This window comes from Micromonospora mirobrigensis, assembly GCF_900091555.1.
In the GTDB taxonomy this organism is placed as follows: Bacteria; Actinomycetota; Actinomycetes; order Mycobacteriales; family Micromonosporaceae; genus Micromonospora; species Micromonospora mirobrigensis.
On sequence record NZ_FMCX01000006.1, the window covers coordinates 168,099 to 192,959 of the forward strand.

At 73.0% G+C, this 24,861-nt stretch carries 22 protein-coding genes; 17 read left to right on the top strand and 5 right to left on the bottom strand.

Going from position 1 to position 24,861, the window contains the following annotated elements:
- Nucleotides 1-32 precede the first annotated feature (32 nt).
- A complete protein-coding gene (locus GA0070564_RS20480; protein ID WP_091610766.1) occupies nt 33-1,031 on the bottom strand; it encodes an ABC transporter ATP-binding protein in 999 nt (332 codons plus the stop codon).
- Between the two features lie 2 nt (nt 1,032-1,033).
- Here GA0070564_RS20480 and GA0070564_RS20485 point away from each other — a divergent pair, with 2 nt between their 5' ends.
- The 4 genes from GA0070564_RS20485 to GA0070564_RS20500 all read left to right on the top strand — a co-directional run bounded on the left by GA0070564_RS20485 (nt 1,034) and on the right by GA0070564_RS20500 (nt 6,231).
- Nucleotides 1,034-1,714, top strand: coding sequence for an ABC transporter permease (locus GA0070564_RS20485; RefSeq protein ID WP_088968777.1), 681 nt, complete (start codon nt 1,034-1,036; stop codon nt 1,712-1,714).
- A gap of 46 nt (nt 1,715-1,760) precedes the next feature.
- Nucleotides 1,761-2,483, top strand: a complete 723-nt coding sequence (locus GA0070564_RS20490; RefSeq protein ID WP_091610769.1) for an ABC transporter permease — start codon at nt 1,761-1,763, stop codon at nt 2,481-2,483.
- A gap of 175 nt (nt 2,484-2,658) precedes the next feature.
- On the top strand, nt 2,659-3,663 hold the full coding sequence (locus GA0070564_RS20495; RefSeq protein WP_091610773.1) for a glycine betaine ABC transporter substrate-binding protein: 1,005 nt from the start codon (nt 2,659-2,661) through the stop codon (nt 3,661-3,663).
- 672 nt (nt 3,664-4,335) lie between these two features.
- Complete coding sequence (locus tag GA0070564_RS20500) at nt 4,336-6,231, top strand: hypothetical protein (RefSeq protein ID WP_141714826.1); 1,896 nt, start codon at nt 4,336-4,338, stop codon at nt 6,229-6,231.
- Between the two features lie 56 nt (nt 6,232-6,287).
- Here the strand turns inward: GA0070564_RS20500 and GA0070564_RS20505 are convergent, their stop codons facing one another.
- Nucleotides 6,288-7,475: an NADH-quinone oxidoreductase subunit D gene (locus GA0070564_RS20505; RefSeq protein WP_176730767.1), complete on the bottom strand. Its 1,188-nt coding sequence runs from the start codon at nt 7,473-7,475 to the stop codon at nt 6,288-6,290.
- The gene (locus GA0070564_RS20510) at nt 7,463-8,653 is read right to left on the bottom strand and encodes an SAM-dependent methyltransferase (protein ID WP_091611615.1); all 1,191 of its coding nucleotides are present in this window, start codon (nt 8,651-8,653) and stop codon (nt 7,463-7,465) included. The genes GA0070564_RS20505 and GA0070564_RS20510 overlap by 13 nt, the downstream gene beginning before the upstream one ends.
- 215 nt (nt 8,654-8,868) lie before the next feature.
- On the opposite strand from GA0070564_RS20510, the gene GA0070564_RS20515 reads away from it, so the two are divergent.
- The 7 genes from GA0070564_RS20515 to GA0070564_RS20545 all read left to right on the top strand — a co-directional run bounded on the left by GA0070564_RS20515 (nt 8,869) and on the right by GA0070564_RS20545 (nt 15,843).
- Nucleotides 8,869-9,840: a Rossmann-like and DUF2520 domain-containing protein gene (locus tag GA0070564_RS20515; protein ID WP_091610785.1), complete on the top strand. Its 972-nt coding sequence runs from the start codon at nt 8,869-8,871 to the stop codon at nt 9,838-9,840.
- Nucleotides 9,841-9,845: 5 nt separating this feature from the next.
- Nucleotides 9,846-10,685 carry a pantoate--beta-alanine ligase gene (panC, locus tag GA0070564_RS20520; protein WP_091611619.1) on the top strand — a complete coding sequence of 280 codons (840 nt, stop codon included), beginning with the start codon at nt 9,846-9,848 and terminating at the stop codon, nt 10,683-10,685.
- A 36-nt stretch (nt 10,686-10,721) separates the two neighbouring features.
- Complete coding sequence (gene panD, locus GA0070564_RS20525; protein ID WP_091610789.1) at nt 10,722-11,147, top strand: aspartate 1-decarboxylase; 426 nt, start codon at nt 10,722-10,724, stop codon at nt 11,145-11,147.
- Between the two features lie 152 nt (nt 11,148-11,299).
- Complete coding sequence (locus GA0070564_RS20530) at nt 11,300-12,190, top strand: septum formation family protein (protein ID WP_091610792.1); 891 nt, start codon at nt 11,300-11,302, stop codon at nt 12,188-12,190.
- A 61-nt stretch (nt 12,191-12,251) separates the two neighbouring features.
- Nucleotides 12,252-13,946, top strand: coding sequence for an L-aspartate oxidase (locus tag GA0070564_RS20535; protein WP_091610795.1), 1,695 nt, complete (start codon nt 12,252-12,254; stop codon nt 13,944-13,946).
- 232 nt (nt 13,947-14,178) lie between these two features.
- Nucleotides 14,179-15,075, top strand: a complete 897-nt coding sequence (nadC, locus tag GA0070564_RS20540) for a carboxylating nicotinate-nucleotide diphosphorylase (RefSeq protein WP_091610799.1) — start codon at nt 14,179-14,181, stop codon at nt 15,073-15,075.
- Nucleotides 15,076-15,084: 9 nt separating this feature from the next.
- Nucleotides 15,085-15,843 (top strand): type III pantothenate kinase, encoded by a 759-nt coding sequence (locus GA0070564_RS20545; RefSeq protein WP_091610802.1) that lies wholly within the window; start codon nt 15,085-15,087, stop codon nt 15,841-15,843.
- 39 nt (nt 15,844-15,882) lie between these two features.
- On the opposite strand, the gene GA0070564_RS20550 is transcribed toward GA0070564_RS20545, so the two are convergent.
- Entirely contained in the window at nt 15,883-16,626 is a 744-nt protein-coding gene (locus GA0070564_RS20550) for a class I SAM-dependent methyltransferase (protein ID WP_091610806.1), read from the bottom strand.
- A gap of 92 nt (nt 16,627-16,718) precedes the next feature.
- Here GA0070564_RS20550 and lysS point away from each other — a divergent pair, with 92 nt between their 5' ends.
- The 3 genes from lysS (at nt 16,719) to GA0070564_RS20565 (ending at nt 21,703) form a co-directional block, all read left to right on the top strand.
- Entirely contained in the window at nt 16,719-18,227 is a 1,509-nt protein-coding gene (lysS, locus tag GA0070564_RS20555) for a lysine--tRNA ligase (protein WP_091610811.1), read from the top strand.
- A 111-nt stretch (nt 18,228-18,338) separates the two neighbouring features.
- On the top strand, nt 18,339-18,689 hold the full coding sequence (locus GA0070564_RS20560) for a histone-like nucleoid-structuring protein Lsr2 (RefSeq protein ID WP_091611623.1): 351 nt from the start codon (nt 18,339-18,341) through the stop codon (nt 18,687-18,689).
- 473 nt (nt 18,690-19,162) lie between these two features.
- A complete protein-coding gene (locus GA0070564_RS20565) occupies nt 19,163-21,703 on the top strand; it encodes an ATP-dependent Clp protease ATP-binding subunit (protein WP_091610814.1) in 2,541 nt (846 codons plus the stop codon).
- A gap of 63 nt (nt 21,704-21,766) precedes the next feature.
- Here the strand turns inward: GA0070564_RS20565 and GA0070564_RS20570 are convergent, their stop codons facing one another.
- Nucleotides 21,767-22,672, bottom strand: a complete 906-nt coding sequence (locus GA0070564_RS20570; RefSeq protein ID WP_091610817.1) for an HhH-GPD family protein — start codon at nt 22,670-22,672, stop codon at nt 21,767-21,769.
- A gap of 96 nt (nt 22,673-22,768) precedes the next feature.
- Here GA0070564_RS20570 and GA0070564_RS20575 point away from each other — a divergent pair, with 96 nt between their 5' ends.
- The 3 genes from GA0070564_RS20575 to GA0070564_RS20585 all read left to right on the top strand — a co-directional run bounded on the left by GA0070564_RS20575 (nt 22,769) and on the right by GA0070564_RS20585 (nt 24,840).
- A complete protein-coding gene (locus GA0070564_RS20575; RefSeq protein WP_091610823.1) occupies nt 22,769-23,281 on the top strand; it encodes a glycine cleavage system transcriptional repressor in 513 nt (170 codons plus the stop codon).
- Complete coding sequence (locus GA0070564_RS20580) at nt 23,278-23,841, top strand: peptide deformylase (RefSeq protein WP_091610827.1); 564 nt, start codon at nt 23,278-23,280, stop codon at nt 23,839-23,841. Before GA0070564_RS20575 ends, GA0070564_RS20580 begins: the two co-directional genes overlap by 4 nt.
- A gap of 135 nt (nt 23,842-23,976) precedes the next feature.
- Nucleotides 23,977-24,840, top strand: a complete 864-nt coding sequence (locus tag GA0070564_RS20585; protein WP_091611627.1) for a hypothetical protein — start codon at nt 23,977-23,979, stop codon at nt 24,838-24,840.
- Nucleotides 24,841-24,861: the final 21 nt, after the last annotated feature.

The window sequence follows — 24,861 nt, forward strand, 5'->3', positions numbered from 1 at the left end:
CTCGGGCCGCCGTTCAGACCTCGGGCCGGCGCTCAGACCTCGGGCCGACCGAGGGCGAGCACCCGGTGCCGGCTCAGCACCCCGACCGGGCGGTCGTCCTCGGTGACCAGGGCGTGGTCGGTGGCCGAGGTGAGCATCACCGCCAGCGCGTCGTACGCGGAGTCGCCCAGTGCGACGGTCGGCAGGTCCCCGGCGTCGGCCGGCGCCGGCTCCAGCCCGTCCCGGGTGACCGGGGTGACCGCGAGCCGCCGGATGCCCCGGTCGGCGCCGACGAACTCCCGGACGAACGGCGAGGCGGGCGACCCGAGCAGGGCCGCCGGGGTGTCGTACTGCTCGAGCCGGCCGCCCTCGGAGAGCACCGCGATCCGGTCGCCCAGCCGGACCGCCTCGTCCAGGTCGTGGGTGACCAGCACGATCGTCTTGCGGACCTCGGCCTGGAGCCGCAGGAACTCCTCCTGCAACCGGGTCCGCACGATCGGGTCGACGGCCGAGAACGGCTCGTCCATCAGCAGCACCACCGGGTCGGCGGCGAGCGCCCGGGCCACCCCGACCCGTTGCCGCTGACCGCCGGAGAGCTCGTGCGGGTAGCGGCGGCCGAACTGCGCCGGGTCCAGACCCACCAGCTCCAGCAGCTCGCCGACCCGCTGCCGGGTGCGCTCCTTCGACCAGCCCAGCAGCCCGGGTACGGTGGCGACGTTGGCGCTGACCGTCTGGTGTGGAAAGAGGCCGACGTTCTGGATGACGTACCCGATCCGGCGCCGCAGCCGGACCGGGTCCACCCGGGTGACGTCGTCGTCGCCGAGCAGGATCCGCCCGCCGGTCGGCTCGATCAATCTGTTGATCATCCGCAGCACGGTCGACTTGCCGCAACCCGACGGGCCGATCAGCACCACCAGCTCGCCGGGCTTGACCTCCAGGCTCAGCTCGCGCACCGCCTCGGTGCCGTCCGGGTAGCGCTTGCGGATGCCGTCGAGGGTGATCGAGGCCGCGCTGTGCCCGGCGTCGTCGGGGATCCCCGGGGTAACGTCCACGTGTGTCCTTCCACCTGAGTTACCGGGCCGAGCCGGGCAACCCGTGGTTCTCCTGGCAGTACGTGCGGGACAACTCTGACACGATCCTCGCCGCCCTGCGCGAACACGCCTCGCTGACCGCCCGTGCCGTGTTGATCGCCGCCGTGGTGGCGCTGCCGCTCGCGGTGGCCGCGTACTGGTTCCGGTCGCTGTCCGGGCCGATCCTGGCCGTCACCGGCGTGCTCTACACGATCCCGTCGCTGGCCCTGTTCGCGTTCCTGGCGCCCTACCTCGGGATCGGCGCGATCACGGTACTGAGCGTGGTGGTCCTCTACGCGCTGCTGGTGATCGTCCGTAACGCGCTGGCCGGGCTCGGCCAGGTGCCGCCGGAGATCCGCGAGGCCGCCGAGGGCATGGGGTACGGCCGCTGGGGCCGGCTGTTCCGGGTGGAGCTGCCGCTGGCGCTGCCCGGCATCCTCACCGGCGTACGGTTGGCGACCGTCTCCACCGTCGCCCTGGTCACGGTGGGCGTGGTGGTCGGCCGGGGCGGCCTGGGCCAGCTGATCTTCGCCGGCTTCCAGAACAACTTCTACCGGGCCCAGATCATGACCGGTACGGTGCTCTGCGTCCTGCTGGCCCTGGTGCTGGACCTGCTGCTCGCCGGCGTGGGCCGGCTGCTCACCCCCTGGTTGCGGTCCCGGTGACTACGGCCCGGCGGAGCCCGGCGGTCGCGAACGGAGGGCTGGCACGGTGAACCCGATCGAGCAGGCGGTGGTCTGGCTCAACGATCCACTGAACTGGACGAACCCGGGCGGGGTGCTGGACCGGCTCGGCGAGCACCTCAGCATCTCGGTGGCGGCCGTCCTGCTGGGGTGCCTGGTGGCCTGGCCGCTGGGGCTCTGGCTCGGGCACACCGGGCGCGGCGGCGGCATGGTGGTGCTGGTCTCGAACGTCACCCTCGCCATCCCGACGCTGGCCCTGCTGACCATCCTGCCGCTGACCTTCCTCGGTTTCGGTCGGCCCGCGGTGGTGGTGGCGCTGGCCGTGTTCGCGGTGCCGCCGCTGCTGGCCAACGCGTACACCGGGGTGCGGCAGGTGGACCCGGAGGCCCGGGACGCGGCCCGCGGCATGGGGCTCTCCGGCGGCCAGGTGCTGCGCCGGGTCGAGCTGCCGCTGGCGGTGCCGTACCTCGCCGCGGGCTTCCGTACCGCCACCGTGCAGGTGATCGCCACGGCCGCACTGGCGTCGTTCGTCGACGGCGGCGGGCTGGGGCAGATCATCCGGGCCGGTTTCGGGCTGGACATCGCCGCCGGGGGTGGCCAGATCATCGCCGGCGGGGTGCTGGTGGCCGGGCTGGCGATCCTGGCGGAGCTGCTGCTGGCCGTGGTCGAGCGGCAGGTGACCCCCGGCCCGCTGCGCCCGGCCCGGCGCCGGGCCAACCGCCGGGCCGCGGACGCGACCGCCGGCGGCTGACCGGGATCGGTCAGCGCGCCGGCCCAGCGGTGACGATCCGGTGACAAAGAACGCCTCAGGTTGTCGGTCCGACGTGGAAGATGTTGGGTGGAGACGCGGGCGCCGCAGCAGGGCGCGCCCGTCGGACACGCGGCCGGCCCGGACGGGCCGCGCCGGGACACGGAAGGCGGGCTTGATGCGCGCACGTACTCGACTGGCCGTCGGCGCCACCGGCGTCCTCACCGCGGCCGGTCTGCTGACCGGTTGTGGCGGTGCCGGTTCGTCGGGCACCGACGCCCCCGACAAGGGCGCCTCCGGCGCCGGCTGCGCGCCGGAGAAGGGCGACCAGCTGGTCGTCCTGGCCGACGACAAGAAGCTCCAGAACACCGACAACATCATCCCGGCGGTCAACGCCGACGCGGCCAAGCCGGAGCTGATCGCCGCGCTTGACAAGGTCTCGGCGGCGCTCGACACCCCGAAGCTCATCGAGCTCAACAAGACCGTCGACGTCGACCGCAAGAGCCCGCAGGTGGCCGCGGCGGACTTCGCCTCGGCCAACAAGGTGACCGACGGCATCGCGAAGGGCCCGGGCGGCCAGATCGTGGTCGGCGCCGGCAACTTCAGTGAGAGCCAGACCCTCGCCGAGCTCTACAAGATCGCCCTCACCGCCGCCGGCTACCAGGTCAAGGTGCAGACGATCGGCAACCGGGAGCTCTACGAGCCGGCCCTGGAGAAGGGCGAGGTCCAGGTCGTCCCCGAGTACGCCGCCACCATGGCCGAGTTCCTCAACACCAAGGCGAACGGCAAGGACGCCCAGCCCGTCTCGTCGCCGGAGCTGGACAAGACCGTTGCCGCCCTCAAGGCGCAGGGCGACAAGGTGGGCATCACCTTCGGCGCCCCGGCCGCCGCGCAGGACCAGAACGCCTTCGCGGTCACCAAGGCCTTCTCCGACAAGTACGGCGTCAAGACCCTCTCCGAGCTGGCCAGCAAGTGCTCCGGCAGCGCGACGGTGCTCGCCGGCCCGCCGGAGTGCCCGCAGCGGCCGAAGTGCCAGGCCGGCCTGGTCGAGGTCTACAACTTTAAGTCTGGCTCGTTCAGCTCGCTGGACGCCGGTGGCCCGCAGACCAAGAACGCCCTGAAGCAGGGGCGGGCCAGCGTCGGCCTGGTCTTCTCCTCCGACGCCGCACTCGCCGGCAGCTGATCCGTTCCGGCCTCCCGCCGTCCCCGCCGTCCGCAGCTCGTGACGGTGGGGGCGGCGTCTGCCGTTCCGGGTCAGGCGCGACGAAGGGGCGATCCCGCGCTGGCTGGGGTCTTCCCGGTGCCTGTCGACCTGATGGCGTGAACGACTCGCCTGGTCAGGCGGCGGGGATTGGCTGCGGATCAGGCATCCGGTCGGCTGGGTGAGTCATCCGTTCTCGGCCTACCCGGACGCCTACGCGCAGTGGGAGCAGCAGGCCGCCGACCTGGTCGCCCAGCAATGGAACAACTGACGCGTGAACGAACGCTGGCCGGCACCCCGACGGGTGCCGGCCAGCGGCATGTCCCCGGTCAGAGACTCGCCGCACGCCGGGCCCCGGGCAGCAGACCTTGGACACTTACCGTTCACCACGAACAGAAACTGTCCAAGGTCTGAAACGGCCCACGCGGGCGTACCCGGAAAAGATGCGCGACCGACGGACGGCAGCCCGACCACGACGGGCTCGGGGGCGAGCGTCCCCGGTGCAGGGATCAAGCCTGACCGCCCGGAGCCGGGGACGCCCGCCCCCGAGCCTCACAAAGCCAACAAGACCCGCTGATCAAGCCCGGCCATGAGCGCCTTCAGGCCCGACCGACCCGTTCCCTGCCGGAGCGAGTCTCGGTAGGCTGCACACCCATGCCAGCCCCGGTTGCCCCCGCCGACAGGCGCAGTTCGTCGCTGCTGACCGTGCTCTTCTGGATCGGTGTGGCCTTCGCGCCCGTCGCGGCCCTGATACTGCTCTTCGCCGACGGGAACGGCCTGCTGCGCTTCGGCGCGGTTCTCGCCGTGCTGGCCGCGGTGCTGATCGGACTCTCCATCGCGCTGCGCGGCGACGGTGGCGGTGGGGCCGCCGCCGAGGAGTTGCGCGACGAGTTGGAACAGCTGCGCCGCGAGCTGCGGGCCGAGATCGTGGCCGCCGCCCAGCGCGGTAACCACGCACTCGACCAGGCTCAGCGGGCGCAGGACGGAACCGCGGCCCTGCGCGCCCGGATGGACGCGGTCGCGGTGGCCGTGGCCGGCGCCGTCGGGCCGGTGAGCCCGGAAGCACCGGGTACGGGCCGGGCCCGCGTCTCGGTGCCGGAGACCGACGAGGCCGCCGGCCGTGGCCACCGGCCCAACCCGGAGCGCGCCGCACACCGGCCCACCCACGACGATGCCGGCCACCGGCCCACCCCGGACGATGCCGCCCACCGGCCCACCCCGGACGATGCCGCCCACCGGCCCACCCCGGACGATGCCGGCCACCGGCCCACCCACGACAGTGCCGGCCAGTGGAACACCGACAACGCCGCCGGCCACGGCCACCGGGCCGGGGACGAGGCCGACGTCGGGCGGGGACACCAGGCTGCCCGCTCCGGCTGGGGGCGGGCCGCCGTGGCGCCGGACGACGAGCCGGAACCGTCCCGCCGGGCCACGGCCGCCGTGCCCGAACCCGATCGTTCCGCCCCCGGGTACGGCTCGGCGCAGCCCGGTGGCACGTACGGCGGCCGGGGCGGGGACCGGCCGGCGGCGGCCAGCGCGAGCGCTCGGGTCCCGGAGCCGGAGTCCCGGGCGACCGCCGCCGAGCAGCCGGGCCGGCCGAGCGTCTACCGGCACACCGAGACGGTGCACGTCACCCGGCACACGGTGGTGGACGGCGGCGACCCGGCCGGCGGCCGGTACGGCGGGTACGGCGAGGGCTGGTCCGTCCCGGCCAACGGCGACCGTCCCTGGGCGGGGTACGGGCCGGGGCAGCCGGACGGTGCCGGGTACCCGGCGGACCGACCCCGGGACGACCGCGGCTGGGCCGGGCCCAAGGCCGGCCAGGACGACCGGGGGCGGGGTGCCGACGACGGCTGGCGGGGTTACTCCGAGAACCGGGGGCACGCGCCCCGGCCCGACGCGGACCGGAACCCGGAGGCCCCGGACCAGCTCCGGAGCTGGGAGGCGTCGGCCGCGCCGGGTCGAGCCTGGGCGGAGCCGGCCCAGAACTCGGGCTGGGTGGCCCCGGATCCCGCCAGGGAGGCGCCGTACGACACCCGTGGCCGGGCCGACTCACCCGACGGCGGCCGGTACCCGGAGCGGTCCTGGACGCCCCAGGTGTCCGAGGACGGTGATCCCGCCGAAGGCGCCTACTGGTCGGCGATGAGCAGCGGGGACATCTGGGCCGAGGTACGCGAGGACGAGCGGGGCCGGGAGCTGCGGGTGGGTGAGCGTCGCGCCGAGGTGCACGCCGACGGCGGCGGCTACCGGGTGCGGGACCGGTGGGCGTCGGTCCGCCGCGAGCACGACGAGCCGGCGCGCGGGTACGGCCGGCCGGAGTCCGAGGACCGCCCGGCGTTGCCGGTCGGCGGGGTACCGGTGCCGCAGGAGTGGCGTACCCCGACGCAGTGGGCGGCCGAGCCGGAGCGGCCCGGGCGGTGGGACGCGGCCGAGCCGGAGCCGGTGGCGCGCGGCCGGCGTCAGCGGGCCGACGAGGAACGCTACGGCTACCCGCCGCGGGACGACGTCCCCCGGGCCGGCGGCGCCCGCGACACCGACCACTGGCGCTGACCGCGGCGCAGCCGCCGAACGGGAGCCGCCGGATCAGAGCCCCCGGACGGGAGCCGCTACTTGTCGATGTCGCCGACCACGAAGAACATCGAGCCGAGGACGGCGATCAGGTCCGGCACCAGGCAGCCGGGGAGCAGGGTGGCCAGCGCCTGCACGTTCGCGTACGACGCGGTGCGCAGCTTGAGCCGCCACGGGGTCTTCTCGCCCCGCGACACCAGGTAGTAGCCGTTGATGCCGAGCGGGTTCTCGGTCCAGGCGTAGGTGTGCCCCTCGGGTGCCTTGAGCACCTTCGGCAGTCGGGTGTTGACCGGGCCGGTGAGCTGGTCGACCCGGTGCAGGCACTGCTCGGCGAGGTCCAGTGAGGCGTACACCTGGTCGAGCAGCACCTCGAAGCGGGCGTGGCAGTCCCCGGCGGTCTTGGTGACCACGGGGACGTCCAGCTCCCCGTACGCCAGGTAGGGCTCGTCGCGGCGCAGGTCCAGGTCGAGGCCGGAGGCCCGGGCGACCGGCCCGGAGGCGCCGAACGCGGCGGCGTCGGCGGCCGACAGCACGCCGACCCCGACGGTGCGGGCCAGGAAGATCTCGTTGCGGCGGATCAGGTTGTCCAGGTCGGGCATCCGGCGACGGACCTCGCCGATCGCCGCCCGGGCCCGGGCGGTCCAGCCGGCCGGCACCTCCTCCTTGAGGCCGCCGACCCGGTTGAACATGTAGTGGATCCGGCCGCCGGAGACCTCCTCCATCACCGCCTGGATGGTCTCCCGCTCCCGGAAGGCGTAGAAGACCGGGGTGATCGCGCCGATCTCCAGCGGGTACGAGCCGAGGAACATCAGGTGGTTGAGCACCCGGTTCAGCTCGGCCAGCGCCATCCGCAGCCAGGTGGCCCGCTCGGGCACCTCCATGCCCATCAGCCGCTCCACGGCGAGCACGACACCCAGCTCGTTGGAGAACGCCGACAGCCAGTCGTGCCGGTTGGCGAGCACGATGATCTGTCGGTAGTCGCGTACCTCGAAGAGCTTCTCCGCGCCCCGGTGCATGTAGCCGACGATCGGTTCGGCGGAGACCACCCGCTCCCCGTCGAGGACCAGCTTGAGCCGGAGCACGCCGTGCGTGGAGGGGTGCTGGGGGCCGATGTTGAGCACCATGTCGGCGCCGACCCGCTCGTCGGGGGTGCCGGCGACCAGCCCGGCCCCGGTGCCGACGGTCAGCTCGCGGAGGTCCCCGGCGTCCGTGGTCATGCCCGCCATCGTGCCATGACCGGCAGCGCGCCGATGCCGACCGGTTGCAGCAGCCACCGGTGCCCGCCGAGCCCGGCCGGGTCGGTCAGCTCGGCGACCGTCGAGGCCGCGGCCAGCGCCCGCACGTATCCGGCCGGGTCACGGCCCGCCAGGGCGATCGGTGGCCGCCCTCCGTCGGCCCCGAGCGCCCGCAGCGCCTCCCGCTGGAAGACCAGGGAGTACGCACACCGGGCGACCCGCTCACCGGCGGAGGCCGCCGAGTCCATGGCGACGTGCGCGGTCACGTCGCACGACCCGTCGGGCACCGGCGCCACCTGCCGCCCGGCCCGGTACCCGGTCAACGTCCCGTCGAACGGCCGGGAATCCCGCAGGTGCCCGTAGTCCACCGCCACCGCCAGCCCTCGCTCCACCCTGCCGACCGCCCCGGCCCACGCCTCGTCGCGGGTCCTGCCGATCTCTGCCCCGAACCCCGACGTGGTGGGGCCGGTCGCGTCGCTGCCGGCTGAGTCGTCCGGCGTGGCCGCGCTGCTGCCGGCTGCGCCCGACGGCCACCACCGGGTGAGCCAGTGGGCGTCCCCGGTGCTCAGGGGCTCGCCGGTCGACTCCTCGCCTGTCGTCGGGTCGACCAGGAGGTAGCGCCAGCCGTCGGCGGTGTGGGCGGCCAGGTCGAGGGGGACGTTGTCGAGCCATTCGGTGGCGATCAGCAGGCCGGTGATCCGGTCGGGGATCTCGGCCAGCCAGTCGATCTCCGGTGGGAGGTCGTCGGGGCGGGGGGCCTTCTCGACGGCGACCAGGCGTACCCGATCGGCCAGCGGAAGCCCGGCGGCCGTGACCGGCTCGGGGGAGGGCGCCGTCCCGACGGCGGCCGTGGTGGTCGGGGTTTCCGGGGAGCCCGCCCGCGCAGGGATCAAGCCTGACCGCCCGGAGCGGGCGGGCTCCCCGGAAACCCCCACGACCTGGAGTTCTCCCACGGCCGAGAGCAACCCGCGCAGCAGTTCCCCCCGACCCGCTCCCACGTCGACCACGGAGAGCACCGGGGGATGACCGAGCGCCGCGTCGAGCTCGGAGAGCAGCCGAAGGATGCAGGCTGCGAGGACGGGAGCGGCGTGGGCGGTGGTGCGGAAGTGGGCGGCCGGCCCGGCGCCGGCGACGAAGAAGCCCTCGGGCCCGTAGAGCGCCCGCTCCATCGCGACCCGCCAGGGCAGCGGGCCGGGGATGCCGTTATCGTCCGCTGCGCCCCGTTCCGTCACAGGCGGCACTGTAACCGGGGGGCACCGTTCCCGCCGCCGCACGGGCCGGTCCGGCCGACCGGTGAAGGTTTTCACACACCCTTGTTTCGGCTCCGTAACCGCAGCGCATACTTGCGATCGACCGGTACCCCCTCAAGGACTGGATCGTTGCCATGAGCGCACCGCTGCGCCCGCGTCCGGCCACCCCGCACGGGGTCGCCGCGGCCTCGGGCGGCGCCCCCTCCGGCGCCCCGCTCGTCTTCCCCCGCACCCTGACCGTCGGCGTGATCGGCGCCGGCCGGGTCGGTGCCGTGCTGGGTTCGGCGCTCGCCGCCGCGGGCCACCGGGTGGTCGCCGCGTCGGGCGTGTCGGGTGCCGCGAAGGCCCGGATCGCCCTGCTGCTCCCCGGCACCCGCAACCGCTCCGCCACCTCCGTGGCCCGCGCCGCCACCGACCTGCTGATCGTCGCCGTCCCGGACGACGCGCTGGCCGCCGTGGTGGCCGGGCTGGCCGAGACCGGGGCGCTGCGCCCCGGCCAGGTGGTCGCGCACACCTCCGGCGCGCACGGGCTGGCCGTGCTGGCCCCGGCCGCCGCGGTGGGGGCCCGTCCGCTGGCCCTGCACCCCGCGATGACCTTCACCGGTACGCCGGACGACCTGTCCCGCCTGCCCGGCATCTCGTACGGGGTGACCGCCCCGGCGGAGCTGCGCGCGTTCGCCGCCCGGCTGGTGGCCGACCTGGGCGGCGTGCCGGAGTGGGTGGGTGAGGCGGACCGCCCGCTCTACCACGCGGCGCTGGCGCACGGCGCGAACCACCTGGTGACCCTGGTCAACGAGGCGGCCGACCGGCTGCGCGACGCGGGGGTGGACCGGCCGGAGAAGGTGCTCGCCCCGCTGCTGCGGGCGGCGCTGGAGAACGCGCTGTCCCTCGGCGACGACGCGCTGACCGGCCCGGTGTCCCGGGGCGACGCGGGCACCGTACGCCGGCACCTGGAGCGGCTGGCGGCGACGGCGCCGGAATCCGTCGCCCCCTACCTGGCGTTGGCCCGACGGACGGCGGACCGGGCGATCGCCGCGGGCCGGCTGCGGCCGGTGGACGCGGAGTCGCTGCTGGACGCGCTCGCAGGCATGGAGGTGGCAGCGTGAGCGGGATCGACGTGGTGCACAGCCGGGCGGAGTTGGCGAAGGCGCGGGCCGGGCTGACCGGCACGGTCGGCGTGGTGATGACCATGGGCGCGCTGCACGCCGGGCACGAGACGCTGCTGCGGGCCGCCCGGGAGCAGGCCGACCACGTCGTCGTGACGATCTTCGTCAATCCGCTCCAGTTCGGCCCGAACGAGGACTTCGACAGGTATCCGCGCACCCTGGAGACGGACCTGGAGATCTGCCGGCGGGCGGGCGCGGACCTGGTCTTCGCTCCCTCGGTCGCCGACATGTACCCGAACGGGCAGCCGACGGTCCGGCTGCACCCGGGCCCGCTGGGCGAGGACCTGGAGGGGCTGAGCCGTCCCGGGTTCTTCCACGGGGTGCTCACCGTGGTCATGAAGCTGCTCCAGCTCACCCGCCCCGACCTGGCGTTCTTCGGGGAGAAGGACTACCAGCAGCTGACCCTGGTCCGGCGGATGGTCCGCGACCTCGACGTGCCGGTGGAGATCGTCGGGGTGCCGACCGTACGCGAGCCGGACGGGTTGGCGCTCTCCAGCCGCAACCGCTACCTGTCGCCCGCCGAGCGGCAGGTGGCGCTGACCCTCTCCGCCGCGCTGCGGGCCGGCGCGTCGGCCGCCGCGCGGGGGGAGGACGCCGGCGCGGTGCTGGCCGCCGCCCACCGGGCCTTCGACTCGCCCGGCGCCCGCCTGGACTACCTGGTGCTCACCGACGCCGACCTGGAACCGGGCCCGGTCGCCGGGCCGGCGCGGCTGCTGGTCGCCGCCTGGGTCGGCGACACCCGGCTGATCGACAACATCGGGCTGGAACTCGCCCCGCACGCCTGACCGTCCACCACCACTTCCCCGCTGAGAGGCATCCCGATGTTCCGCACCATGCTCAAGTCGAAGATCCACCGGGCCACGGTGACCCAGGCCGACCTGCACTACGTCGGTTCGGTGACCGTGGACCAGGACCTGCTCGACGCGGCTGACCTGCTCCCCGGCGAGCAGGTGGCGATCGTGGACGTCACCAACGGGGCCCGGCTGGAGACGTACGTGATCCCGGGCGTACGCGGCAGCGGCGTGATCGGCATCAACGGCGCTGCGGCGCACCTGGTACACCCCGGTGACCTGGTCATCCTCATCTCGTACGGGCAGATGGACGACGCCGAGGCCCGCTCGTACCAGCCCCGGGTGGTGCACGTCGACGCCGACAACCGGATCGTGGAGCTGAACGCCGACCCGGCCACCGCCGCCCCCGACACCGCCGGCGAACCCATCCCCAACCCCTTCGCCGCCGTCGGCTGAGGTGCAAGGAAGGGCCCCTTCTTAACGCCTGCGGTAGAGCAGGGGCCCCTTCTTAACGCCTCGCGCGCCGAATCCGGTCTGTCACCGGAAGGTCATTTCCGGTTACCCTGGGGTCGCCGTCGGGTGACGGTCGCTGGCTGGGGGAGGCCGCGATGCGCCGTGTGATCGGATCACTGGCCACGGTGGTCGTCGCGGTCCTGCTGGCCGGCTGTGCCGCCGCGAGCGGCCTGGACGGCGACCTGACCGACGACTGGGCCGCCCTGCCGGCGGCGGCGCCGTTCACCCCGGCCGCCGAGGTGTGCCAGGTGGCCGACTTCGCCGGCACCGTCACCCTGGCCGACTACCGGCCGGTGGACTGCGCGGTGCCGCACCGGGTGGAGACCGTGCACGTCGGGACGTTCCCGGCCGCCCGGCCGACCCCGCCGACCAACGGTTCCGCGGAGCTGCGCGGGGCGTTCGCCGAGTGCGACACCAGGGCCTCCGGATACGTGGGCGACGACTGGCGGGCCGGCCGGCTCCGACTCGCGGTGGCCCTGCCCTCCCGGCCCGGCTGGACGGCGGGTTCCCGCTGGTACCGCTGCGACCTGACCGAGCTGAGCACGGTGGAGGCGTCGGCGACCGTGCTGGTCCGTACCGGCAGCCTCCGCGGGACGCTGAAGGGCGCCTCCCCGCTGCGGTTGGGCTGCCAGCAGGCCCGGGCCGCCGGTGGGCGGGTGGAGCGGCTGCTGCCGGTGCCGTGCGGCACCCGGCACGACGCCGAGTTCGTCGGGGTGTGGCGGGCGCCGGACCGCCCGTACCCGGTCCGGCAGGAGGACTGGCTGCCGCTCTACGCCGGCTGCAACACGGCGCTGGCGCGCTACGCCGGGGTGCCGGACGACGTGCAGCTGCGGATCCGCAGCGCGGTGGTGGTCCGCCCGCCGGGGCCGGGCCGCTGGGCGGTCGGCGACCGAGGGGTCCGCTGCTACCTCTGGCTCAGCGACCGTACGGTGACCGCCTCGCTCAAGGGCGCCGGACCGGCCGGTCTGCCGTTGCGGACGAGGTAGCCGAAACCACTCGTCCCGCCCCCGCCGCCCGTGGTGAGGGGCGTTCGGGTTGACTGTGGGCATGGACCTGTCGACCGTCGAGCTGCCCGAACTGCCGAGGCTGCTGGCCGCGCCCGCGCCGGGCTGGGTGGAGACCACCGACGTGATCGTGGTCGGGTCCGGCGTCGCCGGGCTCACCGCCGCGCTGCACCTGCGCGAGGCGGGGCTGCACGTCACCGTGGTCACCAAGGTCAACATCGATGACGGGTCGACCCGCTGGGCGCAGGGTGGCATCGCGGCCGTGCTCGACCCGGGGGACAGCCCGACCGCGCACGCGTACGACACCGAGGTGGCCGGGGTCGGGCTCTGCGACCCGGCGGCGGTGCGGGCGCTGGTGGAGGAGGGCCCGAGCCGGCTGCGCGAGCTGATGCGGATCGGTGCGGAGTTCGACCGCAACCCGGACGGCTCGCTGATGCTGACCCGCGAGGGCGGCCATCGGGCCGACCGGATCGTGCACGCCGGCGGCGACGCCACCGGGGCGGAGGTGCAGCGGGCGTTGCACGCGGCGGTCCGCCGCGACCCGTGGATCCGGCTGGTCGAGCACGCCCTGGTGCTGGACCTGCTGCGGGCGCCCGGCGACGGCCCGGACGGGCTCGGCCCGGCCTGTGGGATCACCCTGCACGTGCTCGGCGAGGGCAGCGAGGACGGCGTCGGAGCGCTGCTGGCCCGGGCGGTGGTGCTCGCCACCGGCGGGATGGGGCAGGTCTTCGCGGCCACCACCAACCCGGCGGTCTCCACCGGCGACGGGGTGGCGCTGGCGATGCGGGCCGGCGCGGTGGTGACCGACGTGGAGTTCGTCCAGTTCCACCCGACGGCGCTGATCGTGCCCGAGGCGGCCCGGGTGCCGGGCGCGGGCCTGGCCCAGCAGCCGCTGGTCTCCGAGGCGCTGCGTGGCGAGGGCGCCCACCTGGTCGACGGCGACGGCAAGCGGTTCATGGTGGGCCAGCACGAGCTGGCCGAGCTGGCCCCCCGGGACGTGGTGGCCAAGGGCATCCACCGGGTGCTGCTGGCCAGCGGCGCGGACCATGTCTTCCTGGACGCCCGGCACCTGGGCGGCGACTTCCTGGCCGGGCGGTTCCCCACCATCGTGGCGTCCTGCCTGGCCATCGGGGTCGATCCGGCCACCGACCTGATCCCGGTCGCCCCGGCCGCGCACTACGCCTCCGGCGGGGTCCGCACCGACCTGCACGGCCGCACCTCCATTCCCGGCCTGTACGCCTGCGGCGAGGTCGCCTGCACCGGCGTGCACGGCGCGAACCGGCTGGCCAGCAACTCGCTGCTGGAGGGGCTGGTCTTCTCCCGCCGGATCGCCGACGACATCGCGGCCGGGCTGCCCGAGCAGGCGAAGCCGGCGGAGACCGGGGCCTGGGTGGGCGGTGCCGGCTGGGTGGTGCCGGCGTCCGGCACGGCGGCCCTGCAACGGGCGATGACCCGGGGTGCGGGGGTGCTCCGGTCGGCGCAGACGCTGGCCGCGACAGCCGCCACGCTGACCGGGGTGGGGGCGGCGCGGGGCACCCCGCGGACCGCCGACTGGGAGGCGACGAACCTGATCACCGTGGCGTCGGCGCTGGTCGCGGCCGCGTACGCGCGCCGGGAGACCCGGGGTTGCCACTGGCGGGAGGACTTCCCGGCGGCCGACGAGCGGTGGCTGGGCCACCTCGTCGAGGGGGTCGGGGCGCAGGGTCGGATGACGCAGCACTGGGAGGGACACCGGTGAGTGCGAGGAGTGAGCCGGTTTTGCGAGCCCCGCAGTCACGAACAGAGGAGACACGGTGAGTGCGAGGAGTGAGCCGGTTTTGCGAGCCCCGCAGTCACGAACAGAGGAGACACGGTGAGTGCGAGGAGTGAGCCGGTTTTGCGAGCCCCGCAGTCACGAACAGAGGAGACACGGTGAGTGCGAGGAGTGAGCCGGTTTTGCGAGCCCCGCAGTCACGAACAGAGGAGACACAGTGATCGAGTCGACGGAGCGGGCGCTGGCGGCGGCTGGGCTGGACCCGGCACGGGTACGGCGGGTGATCGTCGACGCGCTGACCGAGGACCTCGGGCCGGAGTTCCGCGACGTCACCAGCGTCGCGACGATTCCCGCCGAGCAGACCGACACCGCCGACCTGGTCGCCCGCGCCGACGGTGTGGTGGCCGGGCTGGCCGTGGCGGCGGCCGTGTTCGAGCTGGTCGGCGAGGTGACCGGCGCGGAGCGTACGGTCGAGGTGTCTCTGGTCGCCCACGACGGGCAGCGGGTGGCGCGCGGCGACGTGCTGGCCACGGTGACCGGCCCGACCCGGCTGCTGCTCACCGCGGAGCGGACGGCGCTGAACCTGCTCTGCCGGATGTCCGGGGTGGCCACCCACACCCGGTCCTGGGCGGACGCCCTGGCCGGCACGAAGGCGATGGTGCTGGACACCCGGAAGACCACGCCGGGCCTGCGGATGTTGGAGAAGTACGCGGTCCGCGCCGGCGGGGGCACCAACAAGCGGATGGGCCTGCACGACGTCGCGATGGTCAAGGACAACCACAAGTTGGCGGCCGGCGGCGTTGCGCCCGCCTACCGGCGGGTCCGCCAGGCGTTCCCGGACGTGCCGGTGCAGGTGGAGGTGGACACCCTGGCCGAGGCGGTGGAGGCGGTCGAGGCGGGCGCCGACTTCCTGCTGCTGGACAACATGACTCCGGCGCAGCTGCGCGAGGTGGTCGCGGCGGTGGGTGACCGGGCGGAGTTGGAGGCGACCGGCGGGCTGACCCTGCCGGTGGCCGCCGAGTACGGCGCGACCGGCGTCGACTTCATCTCGGTCGGCGCGTTGACCCACTCCTCGCCGATCCTGGACATCGCCCTCGATCTGCGCTCCGAATAGGCTGCGGCTGTGCTGCTCTGCATCGACATCGGAAACACCAACACCGTGCTGGCGACCTTCGACGGTGACAAGCTGGTGCACTCGTGGCGGATCAAGACCGACGCCCGTTCCACCGCGGACGAGCTGGGGCTGATGTTCCGTGGGCTGCTGGCCGGTGACGCCGTGGAGATCACCGGGGTGGCCGCCTGCTCGACCGTGCCGGCCGCGCTGCGCTCGCTGCGCACCATGCTGTCCCGGTACTACGCGGACCTGCCCAGCGTGATCGTCGAGCCGGGGGTACGCACCGGCGTGCAGCTGGCCATCGACAACCCGAAGGAGGTCGGCTCCGACCGGGTGGTGAACACGCTGGCGGCGTACACCCTCTACGGCGGGCCGTCGATCGTGGTCGACTTCGGCACCACCACCAACTTCGATGTGATCAGCGGTCGGGGCGAGTTCCTCGGCGGGGCGTTCGCGCCGGGCATCGAGATCTCCTTCGACGCGCTCGCCGCCCGGGCCGCCCAGCTGCGCAAGGTGGAGGCGACGAAGCCGCGGTCGGTGATCGGCAAGAACACCGTGGAGTGCCTCCAGTCCGGGCTCTACTTCGGGTTCGCCGGGCAGGTGGACCGGATCGTCGAGCGGATGACCGAGGAGTTGGGCGAGGTCAAGGCGGTGATCGCGACCGGGGGGTTGGCGTCGTTGGTGATCAACGAGTGTCGGACGATCACGCATCACGAGCCGATGATCACGCTCATTGGCCTGCGAATGGTCTATGAACGCAACGTCTGAGTGTGGGGGTTTCCGGGCTGCCCGGAAACCTTCGGTGGCTCAGGTTCGTCGGGTGGCTCTGAGGACGATCGTCCGGTAGGGGAGATCCACCCCCTGCTTGTCGGCCAGGTCGGGGTGGGTCCGGAAGAGGTCCGCCAGCTCGTGGTCGATTCGTTGTTGCTCGCTCGGGGTGGCGGTGAGCCAGTAGGAGCGGGTGTGGAGCATGGCGATCACCTCGGTGGGGGTGAGGGTGGTCCTGTGCTCGAATTCCCCCACCTCCGGCGGCTCGAAGTCGGGGCCGAAGTCGGTGTACCTGTCGACGACGCTGGCGGCGTTGTCGCCGAGGTGGGCGATGCGGGTCAGCTCGGCGACCCAGGAGATCCGCTCGTCGCGGAGGTTCCAGACCGGGGCGAAGGTGCCGCCGGGGCGCAGCACGCGGGCGATCTCGGGGTGGGCCTTCTCGCGGTCGAACCAGTGGCAGGCCTGACCGACCAGCACGGCGTCCGCCGCCCCGTCCGGCAGCGGCACCGACTCGGCGCTGCCGGCCAGCGCCGCCGTACCGAACGTGGCGGCCGCCAGTTGCGCCCGCATCCCCGGGTCCGGTTCCACGGGTACGACCTGGTGTCCGAGTTCGAGCACGCCCCGGGTCAGGATTCCGGTGCCCGCCCCGAGGTCCACCACCCGGGCCGGCGCGGGCCGGCCGTCGAGCGCCCAGCGCAGCGCCGCGCGCGGATAGCGGGGCCGGAACCTGTCGTACTCGGCGGCGGCGACCCCGAAGGAAAGGGCCTGAGTGGGGTCGGTCATGGGCCGGAGGTTATCCCGTAACGGCAACCTGACCACTTGAGTACGCTCATACGCTGACCCGCCCAATTCGCCACAGCCTGAGGAAGCGTGCCGTGACCGAGCAGAACGCCGTGCCAGTGGACCCCGCCGACGACCTTCCCGAGCAGATGAAGGTCCGCCGGGAGAAGCGGGACCGGATGCTCGCCGACGGCGTCGAGCCGTACCCGGTCGGTTTCGCCCGGACCAGCACGCTGGCCGAGATCCGCGAGCGCTACGCCGAGCTGCCGACGGACACCGCGACCGGCGACGAGGTGTCGGTCACCGGGCGGGTGATCTTCGTGCGGAACACCGGCAAGCTCTGCTTCGCCACCCTGCGCGACGGCGACGGCACCGAGTTGCAGGCCATGCTCTCGCTGGACCGGGTGGGTGCCGAGCGGCTGGACGACTGGAAGCGGCTGGTCGACCTGGGTGACCTGGTCGGGGTCACCGGCGAGGTGATCACCAGCCGCCGGGGCGAGCTCTCCGTGCTGGCCCGGGAGTGGGCGGTCACCGCCAAGGCGCTGCGCCCGTTGCCGGTGGCGCACAAGCCGCTGGGCGAGGAGGCCCGGGTCCGGCAGCGGTACGTGGACCTGATCGTGCGCCCGCAGGCCCGGCAGATGGTGCGGACCCGGGCGGCCGCGGTGCGCAGTCTGCGGGACTCGTTGCACGGCGCGGGATTCATCGAGGTCGAGACCCCGATGTTGCAGTTGCTGCACGGTGGCGCGGCGGCCCGCCCATTCGTGACCCACAGCAATGCGCTCGACACCGATCTGTATCTGCGAATCGCGCCGGAGCTTTTCCTGAAGCGCACCGTGGTCGGCGGCGTCGAGCGGGTCTTCGAGATCAACCGCAACTTCCGTAATGAGGGCATCGACTCGACGCACTCCGCGGAGTTCGCGATGCTGGAGGCGTACCAGGCGTACGGCGACTACGACACGATGGCCGAGCTGACCCGCAATCTGGTGCAGCAGGCGGCGATCGCGGTCAGCGGCTCGACGGTGGTCACGCACGCCGACGGCACCGAGTTCGATCTGGGTGGCGAGTGGCGATCGGTGACGCTGTTCGGTGTCCTTTCCGAGGCGCTCGGCGAGGAGGTCACGGTCCGCACCGACCGCACCCGGCTGGTCGAGTACGCCGACAAGGTCGGGCTCTCCGTCGACCCGAAGTGGGGGCCCGGCAAGCTGGCCGAGGAGCTCTTCGAGGAGTTGGTGGTGCCGTCCCTCCAGGCGCCCACCTTCGTGCGGGACTACCCCGAGGAGACCAGCCCGTTGACCCGGGCGCACCGCAGCGAGCCGGGGCTGACCGAGAAGTGGGACCTGTACGTCCGCGGCTTCGAGCTGGGCACCGCGTACTCCGAGCTGGTCGACCCGGTGGTGCAGCGGGATCGGCTGGTGAAGCAGGCGCAGCTGGCCGCCCGCGGCGACGACGAGGCCATGCCGCTGGACGAGGACTTTCTCCGCGCCATGGAGTACGGAATGCCGCCGGCCGGCGGTATGGGAATGGGAATCGACCGCTTGCTGATGGCGCTGACCGGCCTCGGAATTCGGGAAACGATCCTCTTCCCCATGGTCCGCCCGGAGTAGCCGCCGCGTCAGTCGTCCCCGGCTCGTTACCGCATCCTATTGACGGAGCAAGCATCGGGCACGCTATCGTGCTCCTATTGCAGGACTCCCTGCTCGAAAGGAATGTGGGACGTGGCCAAGCAGATCATTCACAAGCTGGTCGATGACCTGGACGGCGGGGACGCGGACGAGACCGTCAAGTTCGCCCTCGACGGCGTTCAGTACGAGATCGACCTGTCGGCCAAGAACGCCGAGAAATTGCGTGACGTATTCGCGCAGTACATCGCGCACGGCACCAAGGTCGGGCGGGGCGGCGTGGTGGTCGGCGGTCGCGCGGCCCGGGGCCGCGGCGGCGCCACCGCCGACCGTGAGCAGAACAAGGCGATCCGGGAGTGGGCCAAGAAGTCCGGCCGGGACATCTCCGACCGGGGGCGCATCCCGCAGGAGATCGTCGACGAGTACCACTCGAAGGCGGGTCACTGAGCGGATCCCCGCACGGGGCGACATCGACGCCGGGCCGGAGCACCTCTCTCCGGGCCGGCGTCGCCCCATCCGGTCTGTCCCGTTTCGCGCTACCTGTCGCGTCTGTCGTTCCCGGCGCGGGCGGGAAGAACCCGGTCGGGTCAGGCGTTGTCCACAGGCAGTGGAGAGCCCGTCCACACCCTGTGGATGACCTACGGCGGGCACCGGTTCCGGCCGTACGCGGCCCGGCGGCCCCTTCACCGGTGGTTCGAATTTCGCTCTGCGCGTACAGGCGGGGTCCAGGAACACCTCCTGAGCGCGGATGGTTGGTCAAAACGACGCGTACACGGCTTTTGGCGGGGACACACGACCTCAGCGGAGTCGGTCAGCGGCGATAGAGTAATGAGGCACGGACGCCCGTCCCGGACGTCCGCGCACCGGCCCCGCCAAGATCTTGACCATCAAGGCGCACGGCACGTGAGGAGCACGAGGGCATGTTCGAGCGGTTCACCGACCGAGCGCGACGGGTTGTCGTCCTGGCCCAAGAAGAGGCCCGGATGCTCAACCACAACTACATCGGTACGGAGCACATCCTGCTGGGCCTCATCCACGAGGGTGAAGGCGTCGCGGCAAAGGCCCTGGAGAGCCTCGGCATCTCCCTCGAGGGCGTCCGCCAGCAGGTCGAGGAGATCATCGGCCAGGGCCAGCAGGCGCCGAGCGGGCACATCCCGTTCACGCCGCGGGCCAAGAAGGTGCTGGAGCTGTCGCTGCGCGAGGCGCTTCAGCTCGGCCACAACTACATCGGCACCGAGCACATCCTGCTCGGCCTGATCCGTGAGGGTGAGGGCGTCGCCGCCCAGGTGCTGGTCAAGCTCGGCGCCGACCTCAACCGGGTCCGCCAGCAGGTGATCCAGCTGCTCTCCGGCTACCAGGGCAAGGAGCCGGCCGCCGCCGGCGCCGCCCCGGGTGAGGCCGCGCCGTCGACCAGCCTCGTGCTGGACCAGTTCGGCCGCAACCTGACCCAGGCCGCCCGCGAGGGCAAGCTCGACCCGGTGATCGGGCGCGAGAAGGAAATCGAGCGGGTCATGCAGGTGCTCTCCCGCCGTACCAAGAACAACCCGGTCCTGATCGGTGAGCCCGGCGTCGGTAAGACCGCCGTGGTGGAGGGGCTGTCCCAGAAGATCATCAAGGGCGAGGTGCCCGAGACCCTCAAGGACAAGCAGCTCTACACGCTCGACCTCGGTGCGCTGGTCGCCGGTTCCCGCTACCGCGGTGACTTCGAGGAGCGCCTGAAGAAGGTCCTCAAGGAGATCCGCACCCGCGGCGACATCATCCTGTTCATCGACGAGATCCACACCCTGGTGGGTGCGGGTGCCGCCGAGGGCGCGATCGACGCCGCCAGCATCCTCAAGCCGATGCTGGCCCGGGGTGAGCTCCAGACCATCGGCGCCACCACCCTCGACGAGTACCGCAAGCACCTGGAGAAGGACGCCGCCCTCGAGCGCCGCTTCCAGCCGATCCAGGTGGGTGAGCCGTCGCTGGCCCACACCATCGAGATCCTCAAGGGCCTGCGCGACCGCTACGAGGCGCACCACCGCGTCAGCATCACCGACGCCGCCCTGGTTGCTGCCGCAACCCTGGCCGACCGGTACATCTCCGACCGGTTCCTGCCGGACAAGGCGATCGACCTGATCGACGAGGCCGGCGCCCGGATGCGCATCCGCCGGATGACCGCGCCGCCAGACCTGCGTGACTTCGACGAGCGCATCGCCCAGGTGCGCAAGGACAAGGAGTCCGCGATCGACGCGCAGGACTTCGAGCGTGCTGCCCAGCTCCGCGACAAGGAGAAGCAGCTGCTCGGCCAGAAGGCCCAGCGCGAGAAGGAGTGGAAGGCCGGTGACCTGGACGTCGTCAGCGAGGTCGACGACGAGCAGATCGCCGAGGTGCTCGGCAACTGGACCGGCATCCCGGTCTACAAGCTGACCGAGGAGGAGACCTCGCGCCTGCTGCGCATGGAGGACGAGCTGCACAAGCGCGTCATCGGCCAGGAGGACGCGGTCAAGGCGGTCTCGAAGGCGATCCGGCGTACCCGGGCCGGCCTGAAGGACCCGAAGCGCCCGTCCGGCTCGTTCATCTTCGCCGGCCCGTCCGGTGTCGGTAAGACCGAGCTCTCCAAGGCGCTCGCCGAGTTCCTCTTCGGCAGCGAGGACGCCCTCATCCAACTGGACATGTCCGAGTTCCACGACCGGTACACGGTGTCCCGGCTCGTCGGTGCCCCTCCCGGCTACGTCGGCTACGACGAGGGCGGGCAGCTGACCGAGAAGGTGCGGCGTCGGCCGTTCTCGGTGGTCCTCTTCGACGAGATCGAGAAGGCCCACCCGGACGTGTTCAACACGCTCCTCCAGATCCTGGAGGACGGGCGGCTCACCGACGGTCAGGGCCGGATCGTGGACTTCAAGAACACGGTCATCATCCTGACCACCAACCTCGGCACCCGTGACGTGGCCAAGGCCGTGTCGCTGGGCTTCCAGGCGTCGGAGGACTCCGAGTCCAACTACGACCGGATGAAGCAGAAGGTCAACGACGAGCTGAAGCAGCACTTCCGGCCCGAGTTCCTGAACCGGATCGACGACACCATCGTCTTCCACCAGCTGCGGCAGAACGAGATCCTCTCGATCGTGGACATCATGATCCAGCGGATCGAGGGCCAGCTGCGCAACAAGGACATGGGCCTGGAGCTGACCGACAACGCCAAGAAGTACCTGGCGAAGAAGGGCTTCGACCCGGTGCTGGGTGCCCGTCCGCTGCGTCGCACGATCCAGCGCGACATCGAGGACAACCTCTCGGAGCGGATCCTCTTCAACGAGCTGACCCCGGGTCAGATCGTGGTGGTGGACTGCGAGGGCGACCCGGAGGACATCGACAAGTCCAAGCTCGTGTTCCGGGGCGCCGAGAAGCCGGTCGACGTGCCGGACGCCGTCCCGGCCGACCTGGGCGGCACCGCCGCCACGGGTGCGGACGACACGGCGGCGTAACGCCGGACGGAAGTGACAGGGCGACGGCCCCGGTAGGCGAGAGCCACCGGGGCCGTCGCCTTTTCAGTAGGTGGGGACCGGGGCCGGTGGTCCGTCGCCGAGGAGGCGGAAGGCGTCCTCACCAACCGGTTCCACGAGGCCGTCGGTGACCAGCCCGGCCAGTGCCCTGGCCCGTTGCACGTCGTCCGACCACACCTGGTCGAGGCGCTGGTGCGGCACCGGGCCGGTGGCCTCCCGGAGCACCGCGAGCAGCAGGCCGCGTACCTGACGGTCGGTGCCGGCGTACCGCTGGGGGCGGCGGGTCGGGCCGGCGGGCGCCTCCTGGCCGGAGGCCCGCCACGCGCAGGTCGACTCGACCGGGCACTGCGGGCAGCGGGGGGAGCGGGCGGTGCAGACGATCGCCCCGAGTTCCATGAAGGCGGCGCTGGCCAGCGCGGCGGCGGCCGGTTCGGCGGGGAGCAGCTCCTCGCAGGCGACCAGGTCGGCGGGGCGGGTGGTCGGGCCGGCGTCCGGTTCCCCGGCGATGGCGCGGCAGACCACCCGGCGGACGTTCGTGTCTACCACCGGGTGCCGCTGCCCGTACGCGAACGCCGCCACCGCCCGCGCGGTGTACGTGCCGACGCCGGGCAGGGCAAGCAGCTGGTCGAGGCGGTCCGGCACCTCGCCGCCGTGTCGTTCGACGATCGCCACCGCGCAGTCGCGCAGGCGTACCGCCCGGCGGGGGTAGCCGAGCCGGCCCCACATCCGGATCGCCTCGGCGGGGGTGTCGGCGGCCAGCGCGGCGGGAGTGGGCCAGCGGGTCAGCCAGGCGTGCCAGGCGGGCAGCACCCGGACGACGGGGGTCTGCTGGAGCATGACCTCGCTGACCAGGATCGCCCAGGCGCCGACGCCGGGCTCCCGCCAGGGCAGGTCGCGGGCGTTCTGCTCGTACCACCGGGTGACCTGGGTGGCGAAAGTGGGCTCAGACATCGCGCCGACGATGATGTCACGGGTGGCTTTCCCGCAGGATGGGCGGGCCGGGCGGGCCGGCGTGGCTCCGCCCGGGGCGCGGGGCAGAATGTCCGGATGAACGAGCTCGCGATCACCGTCATCGGCCGGGACCGGCCGGGCATCGTGGCCGACGTCGCGGAGGTGCTCGCCCGACTCGGGGCGAACCTCACCGACTCGACGATGACCCGGCTGCGGGGACACTTCGCCATGACGCTGATCTGCGTCGGACCGGCCGCCGCCGACGTCGAGGCCGCGCTGGCGCCGCTCGCCGCCGACGGCCAGCTCCTGGCGACCGTACGCGCGGTCACGCCGGACGGCGCGGCGGCGCCGAGCGGCGAGCCGTACGTCATGTCGGTGCACGGCGCGGACCGGATGGGGATCGTCGCGGCGATGACCCGGGTGCTGGCCGACGGGGGCGGCAACGTCAGCGACCTGAGCACCCGGCTGACCGGTTCGCTGTACGTGGTGGTCGCCGAGGTGGAGGTGCCGCCGGGCAGCGCGGACGAGCTGGCCGGCCGGCTGACCCGGGCCGCCGCGGAACTGGGCGTCGGGGTGTCGCTGCGCCCGGCGGACTCGGATCTGCTGTGAGCGACCCGGACTACGTGGGCCTCGGCGGTTGGACCCCGGCGGAGCTGGCCGTTCCCGGCGAGGTGCGGCCGGTGGTGACCGCCCCGGACGGGGTGCTGAGCCGACCCGGGCCGGAGGTCGACCCCACCTCGGACGAGGTGGTGCGCCTCGCCGCCGACCTGGTCGCCACGATGCGGGTGTCGCCGGGCTGTGTCGGCCTGGCCGCGCCGCAGGTGGGGGTCTCCGCGCAGGTCTTCGCGGTCGACGTCACCGGCCATCCGAAGGCGCTGACGGTGCACGGGGTCTTCGTGCTCTGCAACGCCCGGGTGGTGGAGGCGAGCCGGTGGAAGGCCGGCCGGGAGGGCTGCATGTCGGTGCCGGACCTGACCGGTGACGTGAAGCGGGCCGGCCGGCTGGTGGTCGAGGGGGCCCTGCCGGGCAGTGGCCGGCCGGTACGGCTGGTGACGGACGGCTTCGAGGCGCGGGCGTTGCAGCACGAGATCGACCACTGCGCGGGGTTGCTCTTCCTGGACCGGGTGGCGGGCGCGCACGCGGTCTACCAACGCAAGGTCTACCTGTGAGCCGAGTGGCGCTGACTCAGGGTTGCGGTCGGTGGGGTTCGGTTGTCGTGAGTGGAGAGTCGCGCCGGTGACCCGGTCACTGTCCGGCGCGTCGCGCCCGGTGTGTGGTCGGTACGCCGCTACGGTGGGGGCATCATGCGGATGACGGTCGGCCCCCTGCCACCCGCCGTTTACTGGCGGCGTCGAGCCGTCGTATTCGGAGCGGGGATTCTGTTCCTGATTGTCCTGCTCAACTCCTGCCAGGGTTCCGACCGTGGCGGGACGCCGGAGGGCCGGTCGACACCGACGGCGGGGCCCGCCGGCACGGTTTCACCGTTTCCCGATCCGAGTGGTTCGGTGCTTACGCCGCAGAGCGGCGCGCCGGGCGGCTCGGGCAACTCCGGCGGCTCGGGTGACTCCGGCTCCGGCACCTCGGGGAACCCCGCGGGCCCGGGCGGTGGCAACACCGGGAGCAACGGCAACACCGGCGGGACCGGCGACGGCAGCGGCACGGGCACCGGCACCTCCGGCTCGGGGACGAACGGCTCCGGGACGAACGGGTCGGGGACGAACGGCGGGCAGGTCGGCCCGGGCTCCGGCGCCGCCCCGGTCGTCGACGACGGGACCTGCACGGACGCCGAGATCCTGGTGACCGCGGTGGCGGTGCCGACGGAGCTGGCGCAGGGCGGCCGGTCGGACCTCACCCTCAAGATCAAGAACGTTTCCCAGCGTACGTGCAGCCGTGACGTCGGGGCCGACCTCCAGGAACTCTTCGTCAAGTCCGGTGCGGAGAAGGTCTGGTCCTCCGACACCTGCGGCACCGGCAAGGGTTCGGACGTGCAGTCGTTCATCCCGAACTTCGAGCGGTCCTACACGATCGGCTGGAACGGACGGGACACCACGCGCTGCGCGAACGGCGTGGCGGCTGGCCCGTCCGCGCCGGCCGGGACGTACCAGGTCTTCGCCCGGGTCGGGACGAAGCTCAGCGACCCGGCGAAGCTGACGGTCACGGCCAGCTGACCGGCCGGTGCCCGCCCCGCC

Coding starts and splice junctions, on each gene's coding strand:
- GA0070564_RS20570 (WP_091610817.1), bottom strand. CDS start 22,672: ATGTCTGAGCCCACTTTCGCCACCCAGGTCACCCGGTGGTACGAGCAG.
- GA0070564_RS20505 (WP_176730767.1), bottom strand. CDS start 7,475: ATGGCGGGCATGACCACGGACGCCGGGGACCTCCGCGAGCTGACCGTC.
- GA0070564_RS20565 (WP_091610814.1), top strand. CDS start 19,163: ATGTTCGAGCGGTTCACCGACCGAGCGCGACGGGTTGTCGTCCTGGCC.
- GA0070564_RS20515 (WP_091610785.1), top strand. CDS start 8,869: ATGAGCGCACCGCTGCGCCCGCGTCCGGCCACCCCGCACGGGGTCGCC.
- panD (WP_091610789.1), top strand. CDS start 10,722: ATGTTCCGCACCATGCTCAAGTCGAAGATCCACCGGGCCACGGTGACC.
- GA0070564_RS20575 (WP_091610823.1), top strand. CDS start 22,769: ATGAACGAGCTCGCGATCACCGTCATCGGCCGGGACCGGCCGGGCATC.
- GA0070564_RS20535 (WP_091610795.1), top strand. CDS start 12,252: ATGGACCTGTCGACCGTCGAGCTGCCCGAACTGCCGAGGCTGCTGGCC.
- GA0070564_RS20500 (WP_141714826.1), top strand. CDS start 4,336: ATGCCAGCCCCGGTTGCCCCCGCCGACAGGCGCAGTTCGTCGCTGCTG.
- GA0070564_RS20530 (WP_091610792.1), top strand. CDS start 11,300: ATGCGCCGTGTGATCGGATCACTGGCCACGGTGGTCGTCGCGGTCCTG.
- GA0070564_RS20550 (WP_091610806.1), bottom strand. CDS start 16,626: ATGACCGACCCCACTCAGGCCCTTTCCTTCGGGGTCGCCGCCGCCGAG.
- GA0070564_RS20495 (WP_091610773.1), top strand. CDS start 2,659: ATGCGCGCACGTACTCGACTGGCCGTCGGCGCCACCGGCGTCCTCACC.
- GA0070564_RS20585 (WP_091611627.1), top strand. CDS start 23,977: ATGCGGATGACGGTCGGCCCCCTGCCACCCGCCGTTTACTGGCGGCGT.
- GA0070564_RS20510 (WP_091611615.1), bottom strand. CDS start 8,653: ATGGAGCGGGCGCTCTACGGGCCCGAGGGCTTCTTCGTCGCCGGCGCC.